The organism is Nonomuraea sp. NPDC049141, from assembly GCF_040648415.1.
Classification (GTDB): domain Bacteria; phylum Actinomycetota; class Actinomycetes; order Streptosporangiales; family Streptosporangiaceae; genus Nonomuraea.
The window spans coordinates 608656-628366 of record NZ_JBEZDR010000005.1; the positions used below are offsets into that span (position 1 = coordinate 608656).

Annotated in this window: 19 protein-coding genes; 13 read left to right on the forward strand and 6 right to left on the reverse strand. The window is 67.3% G+C overall.

Annotation, left to right across the window (positions count from 1 at the left end; translation table 11 throughout):
* Positions 1–67 precede the first annotated feature (67 nt).
* The 6 genes from AB0B91_RS18930 to AB0B91_RS18955 all read left to right on the forward strand — a co-directional run bounded on the left by AB0B91_RS18930 (position 68) and on the right by AB0B91_RS18955 (position 6842).
* Positions 68–1348, forward strand: coding sequence for an extracellular solute-binding protein (locus AB0B91_RS18930; RefSeq protein ID WP_358320745.1), 1281 nt, complete (start codon positions 68–70; stop codon positions 1346–1348).
* Between the two features lie 48 nt (positions 1349–1396).
* Entirely contained in the window at positions 1397–2350 is a 954-nt protein-coding gene (locus AB0B91_RS18935; protein ID WP_358320748.1) for a sugar ABC transporter permease, read from the forward strand.
* Entirely contained in the window at positions 2347–3186 is an 840-nt protein-coding gene (locus tag AB0B91_RS18940) for a carbohydrate ABC transporter permease (RefSeq protein ID WP_358320751.1), read from the forward strand. Before AB0B91_RS18935 ends, AB0B91_RS18940 begins: the two co-directional genes overlap by 4 nt.
* Positions 3187–3196: 10 nt before the next feature.
* Positions 3197–4189 carry a sugar phosphate isomerase/epimerase family protein gene (locus AB0B91_RS18945; protein WP_358320753.1) on the forward strand — a complete coding sequence of 331 codons (993 nt, stop codon included), beginning with the start codon at positions 3197–3199 and terminating at the stop codon, positions 4187–4189.
* Positions 4189–5748 carry a DUF4038 domain-containing protein gene (locus AB0B91_RS18950; RefSeq protein ID WP_358320756.1) on the forward strand — a complete coding sequence of 520 codons (1560 nt, stop codon included), beginning with the start codon at positions 4189–4191 and terminating at the stop codon, positions 5746–5748. The genes AB0B91_RS18945 and AB0B91_RS18950 overlap by 1 nt, the downstream gene beginning before the upstream one ends.
* 335 nt (positions 5749–6083) lie before the next feature.
* Positions 6084–6842: a class I SAM-dependent methyltransferase gene (locus AB0B91_RS18955; protein WP_358320759.1), complete on the forward strand. Its 759-nt coding sequence runs from the start codon at positions 6084–6086 to the stop codon at positions 6840–6842.
* 15 nt (positions 6843–6857) lie between these two features.
* On the opposite strand, the gene AB0B91_RS18960 is transcribed toward AB0B91_RS18955, so the two are convergent.
* Positions 6858–8087: a serine hydrolase domain-containing protein gene (locus AB0B91_RS18960; RefSeq protein WP_358320761.1), complete on the reverse strand. Its 1230-nt coding sequence runs from the start codon at positions 8085–8087 to the stop codon at positions 6858–6860.
* A gap of 222 nt (positions 8088–8309) precedes the next feature.
* Between AB0B91_RS18960 and AB0B91_RS18965 the strand changes: the two genes are divergently transcribed.
* On the forward strand, positions 8310–9038 hold the full coding sequence (locus AB0B91_RS18965; protein ID WP_358320763.1) for a helix-turn-helix domain-containing protein: 729 nt from the start codon (positions 8310–8312) through the stop codon (positions 9036–9038).
* A gap of 16 nt (positions 9039–9054) precedes the next feature.
* On the opposite strand, the gene AB0B91_RS18970 is transcribed toward AB0B91_RS18965, so the two are convergent.
* On the reverse strand, positions 9055–10203 hold the full coding sequence (locus AB0B91_RS18970) for an ROK family protein (protein ID WP_358320766.1): 1149 nt from the start codon (positions 10201–10203) through the stop codon (positions 9055–9057).
* Positions 10204–10435: 232 nt separating this feature from the next.
* Between AB0B91_RS18970 and AB0B91_RS18975 the strand changes: the two genes are divergently transcribed.
* The 6 genes from AB0B91_RS18975 (at position 10436) to AB0B91_RS19000 (ending at position 15795) form a co-directional block, all read left to right on the forward strand.
* Positions 10436–11572, forward strand: a complete 1137-nt coding sequence (locus tag AB0B91_RS18975) for a sugar ABC transporter substrate-binding protein (protein ID WP_358320768.1) — start codon at positions 10436–10438, stop codon at positions 11570–11572.
* 8 nt (positions 11573–11580) lie between these two features.
* Positions 11581–12477 (forward strand): sugar ABC transporter permease, encoded by an 897-nt coding sequence (locus tag AB0B91_RS18980; RefSeq protein ID WP_358320771.1) that lies wholly within the window; start codon positions 11581–11583, stop codon positions 12475–12477.
* Complete coding sequence (locus AB0B91_RS18985) at positions 12470–13309, forward strand: carbohydrate ABC transporter permease (RefSeq protein WP_358320773.1); 840 nt, start codon at positions 12470–12472, stop codon at positions 13307–13309. Before AB0B91_RS18980 ends, AB0B91_RS18985 begins: the two co-directional genes overlap by 8 nt.
* A gap of 21 nt (positions 13310–13330) precedes the next feature.
* Positions 13331–14596 carry an alpha-L-fucosidase gene (locus tag AB0B91_RS18990; RefSeq protein WP_358320776.1) on the forward strand — a complete coding sequence of 422 codons (1266 nt, stop codon included), beginning with the start codon at positions 13331–13333 and terminating at the stop codon, positions 14594–14596.
* Positions 14597–14744: 148 nt separating this feature from the next.
* Complete coding sequence (locus AB0B91_RS18995) at positions 14745–15089, forward strand: hypothetical protein (RefSeq protein WP_358320779.1); 345 nt, start codon at positions 14745–14747, stop codon at positions 15087–15089.
* Between the two features lie 106 nt (positions 15090–15195).
* The gene (locus tag AB0B91_RS19000; RefSeq protein ID WP_358320782.1) at positions 15196–15795 is read left to right on the forward strand and encodes a GNAT family N-acetyltransferase; all 600 of its coding nucleotides are present in this window, start codon (positions 15196–15198) and stop codon (positions 15793–15795) included.
* On the opposite strand, the gene AB0B91_RS19005 is transcribed toward AB0B91_RS19000, so the two are convergent.
* From AB0B91_RS19005 to AB0B91_RS19020, 4 genes are all read right to left on the reverse strand, one after another.
* Positions 15784–17073: a Gfo/Idh/MocA family oxidoreductase gene (locus AB0B91_RS19005; RefSeq protein ID WP_358320784.1), complete on the reverse strand. Its 1290-nt coding sequence runs from the start codon at positions 17071–17073 to the stop codon at positions 15784–15786. The genes AB0B91_RS19000 and AB0B91_RS19005 overlap by 12 nt on opposite strands.
* A gap of 61 nt (positions 17074–17134) precedes the next feature.
* Positions 17135–18406 carry an extracellular solute-binding protein gene (locus tag AB0B91_RS19010; protein ID WP_358320787.1) on the reverse strand — a complete coding sequence of 424 codons (1272 nt, stop codon included), beginning with the start codon at positions 18404–18406 and terminating at the stop codon, positions 17135–17137.
* Between the two features lie 32 nt (positions 18407–18438).
* Entirely contained in the window at positions 18439–19308 is an 870-nt protein-coding gene (locus tag AB0B91_RS19015) for a carbohydrate ABC transporter permease (RefSeq protein WP_358320790.1), read from the reverse strand.
* A partial coding sequence (locus AB0B91_RS19020; RefSeq protein WP_358320792.1) for a sugar ABC transporter permease occupies positions 19292–19711 on the reverse strand: 420 nt, incomplete at its 5' end. The genes AB0B91_RS19015 and AB0B91_RS19020, both read right to left, overlap by 17 nt.

Sequence of the window (19711 nt, forward strand, 5' to 3'; positions counted from 1 at the left end):
CGTTGACGTACCCGAGCGCGCCTCACGAATCGCTACCGAATACTCTCCCCTGCTCTTGGAGACGCACATGAACATCCCAACGAAAGCCGCGGCGCTGGCAGCCTCCGTGCTGCTCCTGGCCGCTTGTAGCGGCCGTGTGCAAGACACCGGTGCGACCAGCGGGAGCGGGGGCCAGGTCAAGCTCAGCTGGTGGATGGTCACGCAGAACGCCGACACGGCGGGCGCCGCACTGAAGTCGATCATCGCCGACTTCGAGAAGCAGAACCCGAACATCAAGGTGGATCTGCAGTACCGAGCCGTGGACGCCCACAAGGACGCGCTACGCACCACGGCCGGCAGCACCTCGGGTCCGGACATCTACTACAACTGGGCAGGACCCGGTCTCGGGGGTGAGCTGGTCAAGTCCGGCGTGAGCCTCGACCTCAGCAAGTACTACCAGCAGTACCAGTGGAACAACCGCTTCAACGCCGCCACGCTGTCCGCGTTCACCCAGTACGGCGGCCACCACGGCATCCCCTGGACGCAGCGGACAGAGGTCGTCTACTACCACAAGGACCAGTTCGCCAAGGCGGGCATCAGCGCACCGCCCACCACCTATGCGGAGTGGGCCGCGGCGGCGCAGAAGCTCAAGGACGCGGGCCTCACGCCGATCTCCATGGGCGGCAAGGACAACTGGCACGTCATGCGCCTGCTGGACACCTTCATCGAGACCAACTGCGGCGCCGAGCTGGGCGACAAGCTCAACACCCGCGCGACGAGCTGGGCCGGCCAGCCCTGCGTCGACAAGTCCTTCGAGCAGCTCAAGCAGTGGTCCGCCAACTACTTCAACAAGGGCTTCGCCGGGCTGCCGGCGGCCGAGGCGGCCGCCCTGTTCAACTCCGGCAAGTCGGCGATGCAGCTCGAAGGCGACTGGTTCACCCAGCAGAACGTCGACGCCGGCGACGATCAGAACAACGTCGGCGTCTTCCCGATGCCGACGGGCACCGGCCGGCTCTACGGCTTCTTCGAAGGCATGTACATCAGCAAGAGCAGCAAGCACCCCGACGAGGCCGCCAAGTTCCTGGACTACCTTTCCTCCGCGCCGGTCGAGGGGAAGTACCTGGGCGTCTTCTCCTCCTTGCCGGTCAACAAGGAGAGCAAGTCGGCCAACGCCCTTCAGCCCATCAACGCCCAGATCGCCCAGCTCACGGGTCAGGCCAAGGGCTTCTTCCTCAACAATGACCAGAACTTCCCGACGGACGTGACGACCGAGTACTGGCGCATCCAGAACGGGGTCACCAGCGGCTCCATCGCGCCCAAGGAAGCCGGCGCGCTGCTGCAGAAGTTCATGGACACCCATAAGAACTGACCTGCCAGGCCCCACCGGCACCGAACAATCAACCGACAAGGAGCGGCCATGGCCACCGTGTCCACCGCCCCGGCCACGCCACGCCCCACCGATCATCGCCCTCACCACCCCCGACGAAGACGGGGGAAGATGCCGATCCTGGGCGCGCTGCCATTCCTGGCCCCGGCCTTGGCGCTGTACGCGGTGTTCCTGCTGTTCCCGATCGTCTCGGCCGTCTACCTGAGCTTCATGCGGTGGAACGGTTTCCCCACCGTGCCGCAGGTGTGGGCGGGGCTGGCCAACTACCGGGACATCCTCACCAACGACACCGTCTTCCACACCGCCCTGCGCAACAGCCTCATCTGGGTGGTGCTGTCGCTCATCGTGCCCACCGTGCTGGCCCTGCTGCTCGCCCTGGCCCTCAACCGCAGGCTGCTGGGACGCAACCTGCTGAGGTCGGTGTTCTACATCCCCGCCGTACTCGCCTCGATCGCCGTGGCGACCATGTGGACCTGGATGTACAACCCGAACTCCGGCCTGGTCAACGGGACGCTGACCTCGCTCGGCCTGTCGTCGTGGATTCAGGACTGGCTCGGCGACCCGCAGATCGCGCTCTATTCGGTCTTCGTCGCCTTCGTCTGGCAGACCACCGGTTTCTCCATGGTGCTCTTCCTGGCCGGGCTGCAGACGGTGCCCGTCGACCTGGTGGAGGCGGCCAAGCTCGACGGCGCCTCCGCCTGGCAGACCTTCCGCAACGTCACCCTGCCGGCTCTGCGGCCCACCTTCACGGTCGTCCTGGTCCTGACCGTCATCAGCTCGCTGAAGGTGTTCGACCTCATCGTCGGCATGACCAACGGCGGCCCCGCCCAGTCCAGCCAGGTCCTGGCCCTGTGGTCCTACAGCCAGTCGTTCATCAACCACAACTTCGGCGGCGGCAACGCCCTCGCCGTCGTCCTGCTCCTGATCACCTTGGCGCTCGTGCTGCCGTACCTGATGTGGACCCTGAAGGAGGACGAGCGATGAGCGCGGTCCGCCGTACCAATTACCCCCTCATCGGGCTGTGGATCGCCTTGGTCATCAGCGCGTTGGTCTGGCTGGCGCCGTTCGCCTTCATGGTCTTGACGTCGTTGAAGTCCACCGCCGATATCGGCCACAGCTCCATCTGGGCCCTGCCGGAGGTGTGGCACTGGGACAACTACGCCAACGCCGCCGAACGCGGCGAGCTGTGGACCGTTGCCGCCAACAGCGCCTACATCGCGCTCATCAAGGTGCCGCTGGGGCTGCTGGTGTCGGCCGCCGCCGCCTTCGCGATCGCCCGGTTGCGCTTCAAGCGGCATCGGGCCCTGCTCATCGTGATCACCCTGGGGTCGATGGTCCCGGTCCAGGTGGCCCTCGCCCCGATGTTCACCACGCTGTCGAGCATGGGCCTGCTGAACTCCACCAACGGCATCATCCTGCCGTATCTCGCCTTCGGCATCCCGTACCAGGTGTTCTTCCTGTACGGGTTCTTCCGCTCGCTGCCGCTAGAGCTCGACGAGGCCGCCCGCATCGACGGCTCCGGCAACTGGCGGCTGTTCCTGAGCGTGTGCCTGCCGCTCGCGAAGCCGGCGCTGGCCGCGCTGTTCATCCTGGACTTCGTCGCGACCTGGAACGAGTACGGCATGGCTCTGGTCTTGCTGCAGGACCAGGAGGTGCGCACCGTGCCGCTGGCGCTGCAGGCCTTCCAGTCGCAGTTCGCCTCCAACTACGGCCAGCTCAACGCCTTCATCATCATGTCCATCCTGCCCGTTCTCATCGTCTACCTGATGTTCCAGCGATTCTTCACACAAGGCGCCCTGGCCGGCGCCGTCAAGGGATAGGAACCGTTCCATGGCCGCAGAACCTCTCTTCGGCGCGGGACTCTGGCACTTCGGCCAGTTCCGCGACCGCTACGCCACCGACGGCTACGGCCCGCCCGTCTCCACGCTGGAGGCCGTCGACCGGGCCGGCCAGGTCGGCAGCCTGTCGGTCGTCGACATCAACTACCCGTTCAACCCCGCCGACCTCGACGTGGCGCTTCTGGAAGAGCGGCTGAAGGCCAACGGGCTGCGCGCCATCGCCCTGACGCCCGAGATCTACACCCGCAAGTTCAGTCGCGGCGGCTTCACCAACCCCGACCCCGAGGTCCGGCGCGCCGCGATCGAGCTGGTCAGCGACGCGGCGGACCTGTCCCGCCGGCTCGGCTGCGACTACGTCAAGCTCTGGCCCGGCCAGGACGGCTGGGACTACCCCTTCCAGGCCGACTACAAGGCCCTGTGGGCGATGTCCATCGACGCCGTCCGCGAGCTCGCGCAGCGCCATCCCGACCTGCGCTTCGCCATCGAGTACAAGCCGCGCGAGCCGCGCAACCGCATGACCTTCTCCTCCGCGGCCCGCACCCTGCTGGCCATCGAGAAGATGGACGTGCCCAACGTCGGCATCCTGCTCGACTTCGGCCACTCCCTCTACGGCCTGGAATCCCCCGCCGACGCCGCCCAGCTCATCCTCGACCACGACCGTCTGTACGCCATCGACGTCAACGACAACTTCCGCGGCTGGGACGACGACATGGTCGTCGGCTCCATCCACCTGGTGGAGACCTTCGAGTTCTTCCACACCCTGCGCCAGGCCGGCTGGCAGGGCGTCTGGCAGCTCGACCAGTTCCCCTTCCGCGAGGACTCCGTCGAGGCGGCCCGTGCCGGCGTCGAGGTCATGCGTACCATCTGGCGCGCCCTGCAGATCCTCGACGTCGACGCCCTCGCCGAGGCCCAGGCCCGCCAGGACGCCCTGGCCGCGCAGCGCATCGCCCGCAAGGCCCTGCTGAGCGCCGAGGTCGACGGCTGATGGGCGAAGTCACTCAAGTCCGCGGCGCCTGGCGCGAAGCGGAGATCACCCTCACCGCCTCCGCCGACATCCCCGACGCCTACACCGGTGTAGACGTCTGGGCTGAATTCACCCACGACAACGGTCTCACCCTGCGCCGGCCCGCCTTCCACGACGGCGGCCGCACCTGGCGTATCCGCTTCAGCTCGCCGCTGCCGCACGGGCGTTGGCAGTGGACGTCCGACGCGTCCCTCGACGATCCCGGTCTTCGCGGAGCGACGGGGTTCGTCGAGGTCGAACCCGGCGGCCCGGCGACCAATCGTTTCCAGCGCCACGGCTTCTGGACGATGTCACCGGGCGGACGCAACCTCGTCCACGCCGACGGCACCCCGGCGATCCTCGTGGCCGACACCGCCTGGGGGCTGCCCTGGCGCGCCACCGAGGAACAGGTGCGCGTCTACGCGGCCGACCGGCAGGCCAAGGGCTTCAACGCGGTGCTGCTCATGTCCGTCCAACCCGACATGCGCGCGGTCGGACCGCGCGACCGCGGCGCCGACACGGGGTTCGACGTCGCCTTCGAGGACCTGCCCACCGGCCACATCAACGCCCTCAACCCCGCCTACTTCCAGTACCTGGACCGACTGCTGGACATCCTCGTCGAGCACGAGATCGTCCCCGTGCTGCAACCGGTCTTCCAGGGGTTCGGCTGGAAGGGCCTGGACGTGGCCGGGACCGTCGTCCCGCCCGCCGAGTACGCCCGCTACTGCCGCTACCTGGTGGCCCGCTACGGCGCCCGACCGGCGATCTACCTGGTGGGGGCCGACGGCTCCGGCCACGAGCCGCAGATCCCGGCCGGTGGCGCCGAGGTCCACGCCTGGGACTGCTACGCCCAGCCCACCGGCATCCACTACCGCCCTCATGGCGACAACCGGGCCTGGCAGGACGCCGAGTGGCTGGACTTCCAGTGGTGCCAGACCGGCCACGGCGGCGAGCACGTCCCCGAACGGGTGGCCGACATGTGGCGCAACACCCCCATCAAGGCCGTCGCCAACGGCGAGCCGACCTACGAGCAGACCCGCTCGGCCACCAACGCCGCCGGTTGGTGGCAGGGCCACGAGGCGTGGAGCAACCTGTGCGCGGGCGGCACCATGGGCGTGGTCTACGGTGGCGCCAACATCTGGCAGTGGAGGCTGCACGACGGCGAACCCGGCCACGAACCGTACTTCCTGGCCCCTTCCGGCGGCTGGCGCGAGTCCCTCGACTTCGAGGGATCCACCTACGTCGGCCTCCTCGGCAAGATCCTCGACGGCCTGCCCACCACCGACATGGAGCCGGACTGGCAGACCTTCATCAGCCCGCGAACCCTGCGCGTGCCAGGCCGGCTGCACGTCGTCTACCAAGAACACGGCGGCGCTCTCCGTCTCAAGCGGGAGGACGAACTGCCCGTGGCCTACCGGGTCGTCGATCCCCGCACCGGCGACATTCTGGCCACCGGCCGCCGGTCACCGGGCGAACCGATCGAGGACGACCGGCACACCGCACGGATCGTCATCTTCTACGACGACGAACCCGCCTCTTAGCCGGGCATATGCCCAACCCCCCACGTGCTCGTGCACGTCGCCTGCCGATCGCCGTCATGGCGGCCGGCGGGCGTCCCGGCCGGTTATCCCGTTGAAGAGCCGGTGGGGTGGATCGTACGCTGGCTCTGGTTGCTCCTGCCGGGTCAGGCCCGGCCGATCACGAGAAGGCGATGCCATGGTCACCGCCCGGTCACTCCGGGGCGGATGACGAGACGGCCGTTCCGGCGGCCAGTGTGGTGCGTGTGAACGCACGGGTTCGTCGTGCCCCGGTCTCGCGGAGATTGTCTCGTCCGCGCGGTGCCGGTCGCCGCGCACCTGATCTGGAGCACACGGAAATGTCGCACGACTCCCTGTCCGCGTGGTACGCGGACTTCTTCACCGAACTGCCCAACGCTTTCTGGCGGGCGGCCGTACCCGAGTGGATGACCGCCGCCGAGGTTGACTTCGTCGCCCGCCTGGCCGGGCTCCGCCCCGGTTCCCGGGTGCTGGACGTGGCCTGCGGCAGCGGCCGGCACGCCCTCGAACTCGCCCGGCGCGGCTACCAGGTCACCGGCCTGGACGTCTCGGCCGAGGCCATCGCCCACGCCCGCGCCGCCGCCGCGGGCGAGCGGCTCGACCTCGATCTGCGCCAAGGCGACATGCGGGCGCTTCCCGCCGAGGTCCGGGCCGAAGCGGCGATGTGCATGGGCAACGCCTTCGGCTACCTGGAGCACGCCGGCACGCAGGGGTTCCTCGCGGGCCTCGCCGGGCTCGTCGTGCCCGGAGGCACGCTCATCCTGGACTACGGGTTCGTGGCCGAGTCACTGCTGCCGAACCTGACCCTGGAAGAGCCGCCGATGACGTTCGGCGGGGTCGAGGCCGTCTCGGTCAACGAGTACGACGCGGCGAACAGCCGCTGGCTCACCTCGTTCACCTTCCGCCGGGGTAGGCAGGAGCACTGCGGGACCTCCGTGCAGTACGTCTACACCGCGGCGGAGGTCGTCCGGCTGGTCACCGAGGCCGGGTTCAACGGCGTCGAACTGTACGGCGACGCCGACGGCACACCGTTCCGGCTCGGCAGCCCCCGGCTGCTCTTGGTGGCCCGACGACCGTAGGCCACCACCCACGTATCAGTCGTCGAGTGCCTGGTAGAGCGTGGTCCAGAAGTCGTGGATGAGCCGGGCTGAATTCGGGACTGACATGCCGACCTGGGTGAGCAGGAGTCCGGTGAGCTGGTTGCTCGGGTCGGCGTAGGTGGAGGTGCCGCTGCCGCCGTCCCAGCCGAACTGGCCGATGGGGGCGTAGTCGCCGCGGTAGGTGCGTACCGCCATGCCCATGCCCCAGCCGCCGTGCTGGCCCTGGCCGTAGGAGAGGTGGACGTTGTCGGTGGCCATGGCGGTGCGGGCGGCGTTCTGTTCGGGGGTGAGGCGGTTGGTGGTCATCAGTTCGACGGCGGGCCGGGACAGGATCCGCCGGCCGTCGTGCGTCCCGCCGTTGAGCAGCATCTGGAAGTAGGCGTGGTAGTCGTCGACGGTGGAGACGAGTCCGCCGCCGCTGCCCTGGAAGGCGGGAGGGCGGCTCCAGCGTCCGCCTTCGGCCTCGTCCCACACGTGGAACTCGCCGGTCTGCGGGTCGGGGGCGTACAGGGTCGGCAGCCGGTCGATCTTGTCGGCGGGTACGTGGAAGGCGGTGTCGGCCATGCCCAGCGGGCCGAAGACGCGTTCGCGCAGGAACGTCTCCAACGGCTGGCCGGTGACCCTGGCCACCAGCACGCTGAGCACGTCGTGGCTGATCTGGTACTGCCAGCGCTCGCCGGGCTGGTACATCAGCGGCAGCGTGCCGAGACGGCGTATCCACTCATCCGGTCCGGGCATCGGCTCCGGCAGGTCGGGGGTGAGGCCCTGCTCGAAGATCGCGCCCATGATCGGGGTGCCCAGTGCCGTCATGTCCATGCCGAGCCCGAAGGTGGAGGTCAGGAGGTCTCGTACGGTGATCGGCCGCCGGGCCGGCACGGTGTCGTCCAGCGGGCTGTCGATCCGCTTCAGCACCTGCCGGTCGGCGAGTTCGGGCAGCCACTGCTCTGCCAGGTCATCCAGCCGCAGCCGGCACTCGTCCAGCAGGACCATCGCCGCCGCCATCGCGACCGGCTTGGACGTCGAGGCCATCCGGAAGATGGTGTCCCGGCGCATCGGCGCGCCACCGTCATGACGCATCGTCCCGAGCGCCTCGACATGCGTCACACCGCCCCGGCCGACCAGGGCGACAAGCCCGGGAATCTTCCCCGACTCCACATGCCGCGCCAGCACCTCACGAAGCCTGCGCAACCCCGCCTCGGAGAAGCCGCCCTTGCCAGTTTCCATCATCAATCTCCTTGCGCACACGAACGTTCGGGAATCGCTGAACGTCTGGGACAGTACATTGCGTTTAGAAATACGTCAACACACAGTTCAAGGGCATCTAGCCTGCAAAACAGGCTTTCCATTGCAATGGGTCTGACAATGAACGCAATGGATGAGAATTGCAATGGGCTGCGAGTGAATGCATACTGTTCGCGCAGGCCGAGCGACAGGAGACGAGCACCGATGCCCGGAGGCAGACTGACCGGCCAGGATCGACAGCACATCGCCGCGTGGCTGGCCGAGGGTCACGGATACGCGGAGATCGGCCGGCGTCTGGGGCGGCCCGCCTCGACCATCATGCGCGAGGTCACCCGCAACGGCGGACCCGACGATTACGGGGCGGACCGGGCACACGAGGCCACCCGGCACCGTGCGCGCCGGCACAAGCAGGCCCAGCCGCCGCCACCACCGGTCCCCGACAGCGGCCATGGGCGTGACCCCCAAGCCGTCCAGGACTTCACGGAGTTCTTCACCGATCTCCTCATCCAGCAGGGGATGGCCCGGATGGTGGCCAGGGTGATGGCCTGCCTGTACATCACCGACTCCGGCAGCCTCACCGCCGCCGAACTGGTCCAGCGGCTCCGCGTCAGCCCGGCGTCGGTCTCGCACGCCGTCACCTACCTCGAACAGCAGGGACTGCTCAGCCGCGAACGGGTTCCCGGCGGGCGCCGCGAACGCTACGTCATCGACGACGGGATCTGGGTCCGGTCCATCGTCGCGGCGGTGGAGGTGAACCAGGCCCTGGTGGCCGCCTCGCAGCGCGGAAGCGAGATCCTCGGGGCCGCGACCCCGGCGGGCGCCCGCTTCGAGTCCTCCGCCGAACTCCTTCTCCTCGTGAGCGAGGCCCTCCGGCAGGCCATCGAGCGGTGGCGGCAGAGCCCGGCCGCCTGGAACGCGTCATCGCCGGAGTGAACCAGCACCACCCTGGTCATCCGGCAAGAAGCGTGTCCGGAGCGGCGAGCGCCAGACCGGCGGCGCCGAGCGCGTGCTGGGCGTCGCTCCACGGACGGACGATCACTTGGACGCGGTAGGCCGCGGTGACCTGACTGGCCCGCATCACGGCGGAGAACCCGGGCTCCAGGCCCGGCCAGAGCACGTGGTTCTCGCCGATGACCGCGATGGTGGGCGTGCCGAGCAGATTGACGACACCGGCGACGGCCCGCCCGAGTACGGCGCCGACCTCGGCGAGCACCCCGGCCAGCGACCGCTCACCGGAGACCCATCGTGAGCGGAGCTCCTCGATGGTGGTGGACGCCTCGGCGAGGCCCGCGAGACGGGCGGCGCGCAGGATCCCGTCGTCGCTGGTGAACGTCTCCAGACAGCCCCGGGCGCCACAGGCGCAGCGCGGGCCGGTGGCGGCGACCGGCGTGTGGCCGAACTCGCCGGACAGCCCGCTCGGATCGCGATGCACCCGCCGCCGCAGGACCGCCCCGATCCCCACTCCGTCGCCGATGCCGAGCACCAGGAAGTCGTCATGGTCACGTCCGGTCCGGTACAGGAGTTCTGCGGTGGTGCTGGCCGTGAGGTCGTTGTCGACGAGCACCGGGATCGGCAGCTCGGCCCGCAGCCGTTCACCGAGGGGAAGGTTGCTCCACCCAAAACGCGGACAGAACCGGATATAACCCGCATCGACGGATGCCGGCACGGCCACGCCCGCGGCCTTGAGCCTGGGGCCGACGGCGGGGTCGGCCAGCCACTGGCCGATGACCCTGAGTATCTGGGAGGTCGGGTCTGCGTGACAGTCGAAGGGCAATACATCGGATGTGAGCGTCCGGCCATCCAACCCTGCTACAACGGTTACGAGGTGGTCGGTCGCCACCCGTACGCCGATGGTCGCGGCGGCCTCCGGCACGACCTGTAGCGGGATGCGCGGCCGCCCGACCACCCCGGCCTGCGGGGCCAGAGTGCGTAGATAACCGCTGGCCAGCAGGCGTCGCGTGTGTTCGTGCACGGTCGCGTCGCCGAGCTTGAGCCGGACCGCGATCTGACGGCGGTCCAGGGCGCCGGCGGTGCCGAGAAGTGCCAGGATCTCGACGCGAGTCAGATCACCACGACCGGCCGTTCGGCGAGCAGTCATCGGATATTTCCTATCAAGATCTCATTGACATTACGGATTGCGACGCCCTAGTTTCGAAACAATTAACTCGGCCCCGAGCTTATTGAGTGGAGCTGCGATGGGCAGGCGGATGTATGGCGGTCGGAGATCACTGGCGGTCGCAACAGCGGTGGTCATCGCGGGAGGATTAACGGCAGGTTGCGGGGGCGGCAGCCAGGAGTCGGCAGGAGGCAACAAGGCGAGCAACGGCGCAGTGACGCTCAACTGGTCGATGTGGGCGTCCGGAACCGAAGACCGAAACGCCTGGCAGAAAGTGGCCGACCAGGTCACCCAGAAGTACCCGAACATCAAGATCACCCTCGAGACGTCGCCGTTCAAGGACTACTTCACCAAACTCGGCACCCGCCTGGCCGGCGGCAGCGCCGCGTGCATCGTCTCCATGCAGAGCCTGCGCACGGGCGGCTACGTCAGCGGGATGCGTCCTCTGGACGACCTGATCAAGAAGAACAACCTGGACATCGGCGACTTCGACTCGTCGATCATGTCCGGGCTGGCCTCGGGCGGTAAGCAGTACGCGCTGCCGTACGACGTCGGCTCGCTGATCATCACCTACAACAAGGACATGTTCAAGGCGGCCGGCGTGCCAGCGCCGAAGGTCGGCTGGAGCGTGGCGGACTTCGAGGCGGCGGCCAAGAAGCTGACCACCGGCGGCAAGTACGGCTTCGTGGCCTACCCCTCCGCCCTGGGGATGTTCTCGATGATCCTCTCCAAGACGGGCGCGGAGCCGATGGACTCCTCCGGCAAGCTCACCCTCACCACCGAGCAAATGAAGGCCGGCTTCCAGTGGTACGCGGACCTGGCCGCCAAGCAGGGGGTCGCGCCCAAGGTGCCCGGCGTGGACAACAACTGGGCCGAGACCCAGTTCCTCGGCGGCAACGCGGCGATGTCGGTGAACGGCCCCTGGTCCGTTCTGGAGCTCAAGGCGCAGGCCAAGTTCGATGTGGGCCTGGCCACCATCCCCGCCGGTCCGGACGGGACCAAGAGCTACTCGGCCGGGTCCGGCTTCGGCATCTCCCAGTCCTGCCCATACCCTGACGAAGCGTTCAAGGCGGTCAGCACGATGACCAGCGCCGAGGTGCTCGGGCAGCTCGGCTCGGTCGGACGCGCCTATCCCGCGCGCAAGTCCGTACAGAACAAGTGGTACGAGAACGCCTTCGAGGGCTCCAAGCCGGTCATCGACGCCGCCAACGCCTCGGCGAAGCCGTTCCGGACGACCAGCAACTGGGACCCGGTGGAGAAACTGCTGGCCCAGTACGGCATCCAGGCCTTCAACGGGCAGTCCACAGGGGCGGAAGTACTCAGCCAGGTGCAACAGCAGGCACCGGCGTAGGGAGCGACGTGCACGCCGACGCCAAACCGCCGCGCCTGCGCCGTGATGGGCGGGCCGCGGCCCTGTTCGCCGGGCCCAGCCTCATCGGGTTGACGGTGTTCACCCTCTTCCCGATCGTGTTGTCCCTGGTGATGGCGTTCTTCAAGTGGCCCGCTGTGGGCGAGCGCGCCTTCACCGGGGTGGAGAACTTCACGACGCTGTTCACCGATCCCGTCTTCCGGCGGTCGCTGTTCAACACGCTGCTGTTCGTGGTGCTCTACCTGCCGCTCAACCTCATCGTGTCGGTGGGGTTGGCGGTGTGGATGGGCCCGCGCATCAGGGGCCGCAAGGCGCTGCGGGTGGTGTTCTTCCTGCCCGTGGTCACGCCGATGGTGGCCAACGCGGTCGTCTGGCGGATGATCTACCAGCCGAACGGGCTCATCGACGGCTCGATGTACGCCGCCACCGGCGTGCACGCGCCGAACTTCCTCGGCGAGCAGGGCTGGGCCATGTTCGCCGTCGTCGCGATGAGCGTGTGGCAGGGGTTCGGCTACAACATGCTGGTCTTCTCGGCCGCGCTGGACGCCATCCCGCGGCACCTGCTGGAGGCGGCGCAGATCGACGGGGCGGGACCATGGCGGCAGTTCTTCCGCATCATGCTGCCGATGATCTCCCCAGCGCTGTTCTTCGCCACGACCATGACGCTCATCACGTCGTTCCAGGTCTTCACCCAGCCGTTCCTGTTGACCGGCGGCGGGCCTGGCAACGACACCGAGACCCTCATGATGTTCGTCTTCGACAAGGGGTTCTCGATCTATCAGTTCGGACTCGCGTCCGCCGGGGCCTGGATCGTGTTCGTGCTGATCCTGGGCGTGACCGCGGTGCAGTTCGCCGGCCAGCGCAGATGGGTGAACTACGATGTCTGATCACGCCGTCCGCCGCGTCCGGCTGGTCATCTCGCACATCGCGCTCTACCTGGTGGCCGCCGCGTTCCTGTCGCCGCTGGTGTACATGCTGGCCACCTCGTTCAAACGCCCCGACGAGGTGTTCGAGTCGCCGCCGAGCCTGTTCGGGTCGGTGTTCCGGTGGCAGAACTACACCGAGGCGTTCGAGTACCTGCCGTTCGGGCGGTTCGTGCTCAACGGGTTCGCCGTCGCCGTCTGCGGCACCCTTGTGGTGCTGGTGGCGTCGGCCATGTCGGCGTACGCCTTCTCGCGGCTGCGCTGGCGCGGTCGCGACGGTATGTTCCTGCTCTTCCTGGCCACACTGATGATCCCCCAGGAAGTGCTGGTCGTGCCGATGTTCATGCTGATGAAATGGTTCGGCTGGGTGGACTCCTTCCAGGCCCTGATCTTCCCCTGGGCGTTCACCGCCTTCGGGACGTTCATGCTGCGCCAGTTCTTCCTGACCATCCCCGAAGAGATGTCCGAGAGCGCCCGCATCGACGGCGCGGGAGCGGTGCGCGTCTTCACCAGCATCATGCTGCCGCTGATCAGGCCCGCGCTCGCGGTGCTGGCGGTCTTCACGTTCATCAACTTCTGGAACAGCTTCATGTGGCCGCTGATCATCATCAACTCGGTGGACGAGAAGGCCACCGTGCCCCTGGGCCTGAATCTCTTCTTCGGCCAGCAGGGCACCCAGTGGAACCTGATCATGGCCGCCTCGGTGATTTCCATGGCGCCCACCGCGGCGCTGCTCATCATTCTGCAGAAACATCTCGTACGCGGGATCGCGACCAGCGGTTTCGGCGGCAGGTGAAATCTCATTGAAAGGAATGTTGTGGACCACGCCTGGTTCGCCGAATCCCGCTTCGGCATGTTCGTGCACTGGGGTCTGTACGCTCTCCCCGCCCGCCACGAGTGGGTGAAGAACCGCGAACGGCTGACCGACGAGGACTACCAGCGCTACTTCGACCACTTCGAGCCCGACCTGTACGACCCGGTGCGGTGGGCGCGGCTGGCCAAGGAGGCCGGCATGCGCTACATCGTCCTCACCACCAAACACCACGAAGGCTTCTGCCTGTGGGACTCGGCGCACACCGACTACAAGGTGACCCGCACCCCCTGGGGCAAGGACCTGATCGCGCCGTTCGTGGAGGCCGTACGCGCCGAAGGGTTGAAGGTCGGCTTCTACCACTCGCTGATCGACTGGCACCACCCCGAGTTCCCCGTCGACTCCCGCCACCCGCAGCGCGATGACGAGGAGTACAAGGCCGCCACCGCGGGCCGCGACGTCTCCAAGTACGCCGACTACCTGCACGCCCAGGTACGCGAGCTGCTCACCGATTACGGCCGGATCGACTACCTGTTCTTCGACTTCTCCTACAAGAACAGGCCGGGCGAGTGGGGCGGCAAGGGCGCCGACGACTGGCGCTCTCCCGAGTTGCTGGAGATGGTGCGAGAGCTCCAGCCAGGGATCATCGTCAACGACCGGCTCGACATCCCGGGCGACTTCGTCACCCCCGAGCAGTACCAGCCCGCCGGCCCGATGACCGTCGACGGCCGCGAGGTGCCGTGGGAGGCCTGCCAGACCCTCAACGGCAGTTGGGGATACGACCGGGACAACCTCGACTACAAGTCCCCTGACCTGCTCGTACGCATGCTGGTCGACAGCGTCGCCAAGGGCGGCAACCTGCTGCTCAACGTGGGCCCTGACGGGCGCGGCCAGATCGACCCCCGCGCCAGCCATACCCTCGGTGACATCGGCGCCTGGATGCGGCTGAACTCCCGCTCCGTCTACGGCTGCGGCCCCAGCGGCTTCACCGCGCCGCCCGACTGCCGCTACACCCAGCGGGGTAACCGGCTCTATCTGCACGTGTTCACCTGGCCGTTCCGCCACCTGCACCTGCCGGGGCTGGCCGGGCGCGTGAAGTACGCCCAGTTCCTGCACGACGCGTCGGAGATCCGTACGCGCGTCATCGACCCCACCCAGACGGCCGGGAACACGACGATGGGTGGCCTGGCCCCGGACGTCCTGACCATGGACCTGCCGGTTGTCCGCCCGGATGTCGCCGTACCGGTCATCGAACTGTTCCTCAACGACTGATCAGCGCCCACCGGCCCCGGTTCGCGGCACCCGCCGCGAACCGGGGCTTTCTCTGTGCTTAACGGCATGTGCCGGCTATATGGCTGGTTTGTAGTGGCTGATCTTACTCTGTTGATATGTGAACATTCGCCTAGCGAAAGGTTCGGCGATGGAGTTTCCGACAAGTCAGCTGTTACGTTCCCGCAAAATCGCCAAGACCACTCTCACTATCGCCATGGCTCTCGTGGCATTCGGTGCGACGACAGCAACGGCCAATGCCAGTGCGGAAGACCACTGGACCTATGGATGCCGCGGCTACTGGTACGGCACAAGCGGTCATGGCTACTGCAAGAAAGCCACCAAATCCATGGAGCTGCAAATCCACTATGCCTGCCAAGGCGAACCCGACACCTACGGATTCGCGGAAGTCGCGAAAGGCTACGAAGGCACATTCGACAGATGGGAATGTACATTCGACATGACCCATGCGACGGTTACGCGTTACGACGCATAGCCACGCCTGAGCTTGGCGGCGCCCGCCGGCACCAGTCGGCGGGCGCCGCCGGTTGCGTGGACCCCGGACCGGGAATGTCGGCGCTTCTCGCCATAATGGGTTGGCTATGAAGCCGAAAATTGAGCTGTTCTGGCCGGTCAGCGCTGATGAAGCCCTCCGTGCCGAGGTCCACAGGGTCTTGCGAGCCGTCGTCGAAGCGGGCGGCGCGATCGGCTATCTGGAGCCGCCCGAACGGGACGAGGCCGACACCTGGCTGGCCGGCGTGCTCGATGCCGTACAACGCGATGATGCGGCCTTGGCGCTGGCCCTGGTGGACGGACAGGTCGAAGGGATAGGGCTCTGGATTCGGGGGTCCGCGCCGATCTTCACGCACTCCGCCGAGATAGGGAAGATCATGGCGCACCCCTCGGCGAGGGGGCTCGGGTTGGGCCGGCTGATCGTGAGCGCACTCATCGACCACGCACGGCAGGCCGGAATCGAAACCCTGACGCTGGGAGCGCGCGGCAACAACCTCGGAGCGATCGAGCTGTACGAGCGGCTCGGCTTCCGCGAGTGGGGCAGACTGCCCAACGTCATCGAGGTGGGCAACCTGCGCTTCGACGATGTCCGGATGTACCTGGAGCTGGGAAGAGACGCCAAGATCGTCCTGCATGGCGCACAGGCCGGTGGGCCAGGCTCCTCGCCCCGCCAGCGATCAAGGACCTGACGCGTCGGCCAGGCGGGTGCCGTCGTCGGTCAGGCGGACGGCGCGGCCGGTGGCGGCCGATTGGGTGGCCGCGGCTCCCACCAGCACACTGCGGATGCCGTCGCGGTAGCCGGCCGGGCGCCCGAGCGGGTCGTCGCCGGGTCCGCGGAAGACGTCGTCCAGCAGCAGCCGGTCGCCGCCGCCGTGGCCGCCCTCCCCCTGCTCGATCGGGATCTCCTCCGACTCCTGCCAGTGCCGGTGCAGGGTGAGCCGCTCCCAGGCGCCGGCCGCGTGTTGCTTGGTGGCCGCGCTCGGGTCGATCGCGGCGTGCGGCGGCGTCCAAGATCGCTCGCAGACCTCCAGCTCGATCCGGCCCTCCGTGCCGTTGAACACCACGCGATAGCCCTCGTACGGGGCGTGCGCGGTGAGGGAGTAGGTGAGCATGGCCCGGTTCGCGTAGCGGACCAGGACCGACATGTTGTCGTCGATCGTCACGCCCGGCCCGAAGACGTCCTGGTCGCGGATGTAGCCGTCCTCGTGCTCGGCGTCCAGATAGAGGCGCTTGAGGTGCTCGTCAGCGGAGATGTCGAGGATGAAGGGGTCGGTGCCCAGGCCGGGCGCGCCCTGGCCGCGGGTGGGGCGCGGGCCTCGGGGCAGGGCCTGGCCGTAGAAGCGCAGGTCGGTCTGGGCGAAGACGAGTTCGGGCGCCGCCGCGAGCCACCAGTTGACCAGGTCGAAGTGGTGGGTTGACTTGTGGACGAGCAGCCCGCCCGACTTGACCCGCTCGCGGTGCCAGCGGCGGAAGTAGTCGGCGCCGTGGATGGTGTCGAGCGCCCACTCGAAGTGCACCGAGGTGACCTCGCCGATCTCGCCCGCGCTGAGCAGCCGTTTCACCGCCGAGTTGCGGGGCGAGTAGCGGTAGTTGAAGGTGACCACCAGCTTGCCCGGGTTGCGCTCGGCGGCGGCGGCGATGGCCTCGCAGCCCTCGGCGTCCACCGTGAGCGGCTTCTCCACGATGACGTCGAGCCCGGCGTCGAGGGCGGCGACGACGTAGCGGGCGTGCGTCGCGTCCACCGTGGTGACCACGACGGCGTCGGCCAGCTCCAGCAGCTTGCCGAACTCGTCCGGACGGAAGCGGGGCACGTCGTCGCCGATGCGCTCTGCGTAGTAGTCCATGCGGGTCTGGTTGACGTCACAGAGGCCGACGATCGTACCGGTGTCCTGCCAGTCGCCCAGCAGGGCGTCGATGTACATCCGGGCGCGGTGACCGAGGCCGACGAAGGCGTACCTGGTGCTCAACTTCTCTCCCCGAGTCGTGGAGTGGTGGCTGGGGGCCGGGACCCCCAGCCGGGATCAGACTTCAGCCGGCGACGGCGGCGTTGGCCTCGGTCAGGAACTTCTGCGCGGCGGCGTCCGGTGTCGTCTTGGCGAAGACGACCTCCTCGGTGATGCGCTTGAGGATGTCGTCCACCTGGAGGGCGCCCTTCGGCGGGGCGGCGATCGGGCCCAGCTCGCTCCTGACCTCGTCGATGAAGGCCAGCGTCTTCTGGTCGACGGCCGGCAGCTTGTCCTTGACGGCCGCGAGCACCTTGGCGTTGATCGGCAGGCCGCGGTCGCTCAGCAGGATCGCGGCCGCGTCCGGGTCGTTGGTCATGAAGTCGATGAACTTGGCGGCTTCCGCGGGGTGCTCGGACTTGGCGCCGACCGTGTAGAACATCGACGGCTGCAGGAACATGCCGCCGGTGGTCGCCTCCTTCGTCTTCGGCATGCGCAGCAGGGTCAGCTCCTGACCGGACGCCTTGGACAGGCCGCCGAGCTGGTTGCTCCACCACATGCCCGTGGCACCCGTGTTGGTGCCCAGCGGCGACTGTTCGACGCCGCCCGCGATCAGCTCGGAGCTCTTCGCCGCGTCCGGCGAGCCCTTGGTCTGGATGAGCTGCTGGTGGATGCCCCACCATGCCTTCAGCGTGTCAGGCGAGACGCCCAGCTTCTTACCGTCGTAGAGCTTCTCGCCGCGCTGGGCCGCGAAGATCTGCAGCCAGGCGGGGTTGTAGTTGTACTCGGCTCCGGTGAGGCCGGTGCCGCTCGCGCTGATCTGCTTGGCCAGGTTGATCCAGTCGTCCCAGGTCCAGCTCTTGTCGTCGGGCACCTTCTGCTTGGCCTTCTCGATCGTCGCCTTGTTGACGAGCATGGAGAAGGCGTTGACGCCGGAGGGAATGCCGTACTGCTTGCCGTCGATGTTGCCGGCGGCGAGCGCCTGCTGGTCGAAGTCGGTCGTGGGCACCTTGCCCGCCATGTCCGCCAGAGCGCCGCGTCCGGCGTACTCACCCAGACCCCGGATCTCGATGCTCATGACGTCGGGGGCGTCGTTCGCCGCCACCTTGGTGGCGAGTTTCTCGTAGTAGTTGGCGAAGTCGGAGAAGTCACCCTCGACGTTGATGGTCGGGTTCTTCTGCTCGAACTTCTTGATCACCTGCTCGGTGAGCTTCTGCCGGGAGTCGCTGCCCCAGTACGAGAAGCGGAGTTCGACCTTGTCTCCGGCGGCCTTGTCGCCGCCGCTGCCGCAGGCGGCGACCGACGTCATCACGGTGGCCGCGAGCAGGGCGACCGTCCACATCTTCCTAGGCTTCACGGCTCTACCTCCTGTTAAGGGTTGCGGGGGTATTACTTCAGACCGGTGGTCGCCACACCACGGATCAGGTACTTCTGACCGGCTAGAAAAAAGCCGAAGATCGGCCCCAGTGACACGATCGACATCGCGAACATCGGCCCCCACGAGGACTCGCCGCTGGAGTCGAGGAACTGACGCAGTGCGACGGCGACCGTGAGGTTGTCGGAGTTCGTGAGGTACAGGTTCTGGCTGAAGAAGTCGTTCCAGGTCCAGATGAAGGTGAAGATGCCGGTCGTGGCGAGGGCCGGGGTGCAGAGCGGGAGGATCACCTGGAGGAAGACCCGCCAGTAGCCCGCGCCGTCGATGGCGGCGGCCTCATCCAGCTCCCGGGGCAGGGTCCGGATGAACTGCACCATGAGGAAGATGAAGAACGCGTCCGTGGCCAGGAACTTCGGCACGATCAACGGCCAGATCGTGTTGATCCAGTCGAGCTTGGAGAACACGATGTACTGCGGCACCACCGTCACGTGATACGGCAGCATGATCGAGCCGAGCATGAGCGCGAACCACAGCTTCTTCAACGGGAAGTTCAACCGCGCGAAGGCGTAGGCGGCCAGCGAGCAGGCGATGAGGTTCGCCACCACGGTCAGCCCCGTCAAGACGGCGGAGTTCCACAGGTAGTAGCCGAAGGAGTGCTTGAGCGCGCTCCAGCCCTCGCTGTAATTCTCCAGCGTGAAGGTGCTCGGCCACAGGCCGGGCTCGCGGAAGATGAGCTCCTCCGGCTTCAGCGAACTGGACACCATCCACAACAGCGGATACAGCATGACCAGGCCGAAGCCGATCAGCAGCAGATGCTTGAACAGGCGGCTGCCCCGCGGGAGCGGGCGGAACAGCAGCGGAGCCGGCTTACTTCGTGTCGCCATAGAAGACCCAATACTTCGACGCGAGGAAATTCACGCCGGTCAACCCGGCGATGATGAGCAGCAGGACCCACGCCATCGCGGCCGCGTAGCCCATCTCGTAACTCTTGAACCCCTTCAGATACAGGTACAGCGTGTAGAACAGGGTGGAGTCGACCGGGCCACCCGTGCCGCTGCTGACGATGAACGACTGGGTGAACGACTGAAACGACTTGATCACTTCCAGGACGAGGTTGAAGAAGATGATCGGCGTCAGCAGCGGCAGCGTGATCGAGCGGAACTGCCGCAGCCGGCCCGCCCCGTCCACCTGGGCCGCCTCGTAGTAGCTCTGCGGGATCTGCCGCAACCCGGCCAGGAAGATCACCATGGGCGCGCCGAACGTCCACACATGCAACAAGATCAACGT

Bases quoted from the DNA above. Each gene is read 5' to 3' on its own strand.
- AB0B91_RS18930 (WP_358320745.1), top strand. From the start codon at position 68: ATGAACATCCCAACGAAAGCCGCGGCGCTGGCAGCCTCCGTGCTGCTC.
- AB0B91_RS18935 (WP_358320748.1), top strand. From the start codon at position 1,397: ATGGCCACCGTGTCCACCGCCCCGGCCACGCCACGCCCCACCGATCAT.
- AB0B91_RS18940 (WP_358320751.1), top strand. From the start codon at position 2,347: ATGAGCGCGGTCCGCCGTACCAATTACCCCCTCATCGGGCTGTGGATC.
- AB0B91_RS18945 (WP_358320753.1), top strand. From the start codon at position 3,197: ATGGCCGCAGAACCTCTCTTCGGCGCGGGACTCTGGCACTTCGGCCAG.
- AB0B91_RS18950 (WP_358320756.1), top strand. From the start codon at position 4,189: ATGGGCGAAGTCACTCAAGTCCGCGGCGCCTGGCGCGAAGCGGAGATC.
- AB0B91_RS18955 (WP_358320759.1), top strand. From the start codon at position 6,084: ATGTCGCACGACTCCCTGTCCGCGTGGTACGCGGACTTCTTCACCGAA.
- AB0B91_RS18960 (WP_358320761.1), bottom strand. From the start codon at position 8,087: ATGGAAACTGGCAAGGGCGGCTTCTCCGAGGCGGGGTTGCGCAGGCTT.
- AB0B91_RS18965 (WP_358320763.1), top strand. From the start codon at position 8,310: ATGCCCGGAGGCAGACTGACCGGCCAGGATCGACAGCACATCGCCGCG.
- AB0B91_RS18970 (WP_358320766.1), bottom strand. From the start codon at position 10,203: ATGACTGCTCGCCGAACGGCCGGTCGTGGTGATCTGACTCGCGTCGAG.
- AB0B91_RS18985 (WP_358320773.1), top strand. From the start codon at position 12,470: ATGTCTGATCACGCCGTCCGCCGCGTCCGGCTGGTCATCTCGCACATC.
- AB0B91_RS18995 (WP_358320779.1), top strand. From the start codon at position 14,745: ATGGAGTTTCCGACAAGTCAGCTGTTACGTTCCCGCAAAATCGCCAAG.
- AB0B91_RS19000 (WP_358320782.1), top strand. From the start codon at position 15,196: ATGAAGCCGAAAATTGAGCTGTTCTGGCCGGTCAGCGCTGATGAAGCC.
- AB0B91_RS19015 (WP_358320790.1), bottom strand. From the start codon at position 19,308: ATGGCGACACGAAGTAAGCCGGCTCCGCTGCTGTTCCGCCCGCTCCCG.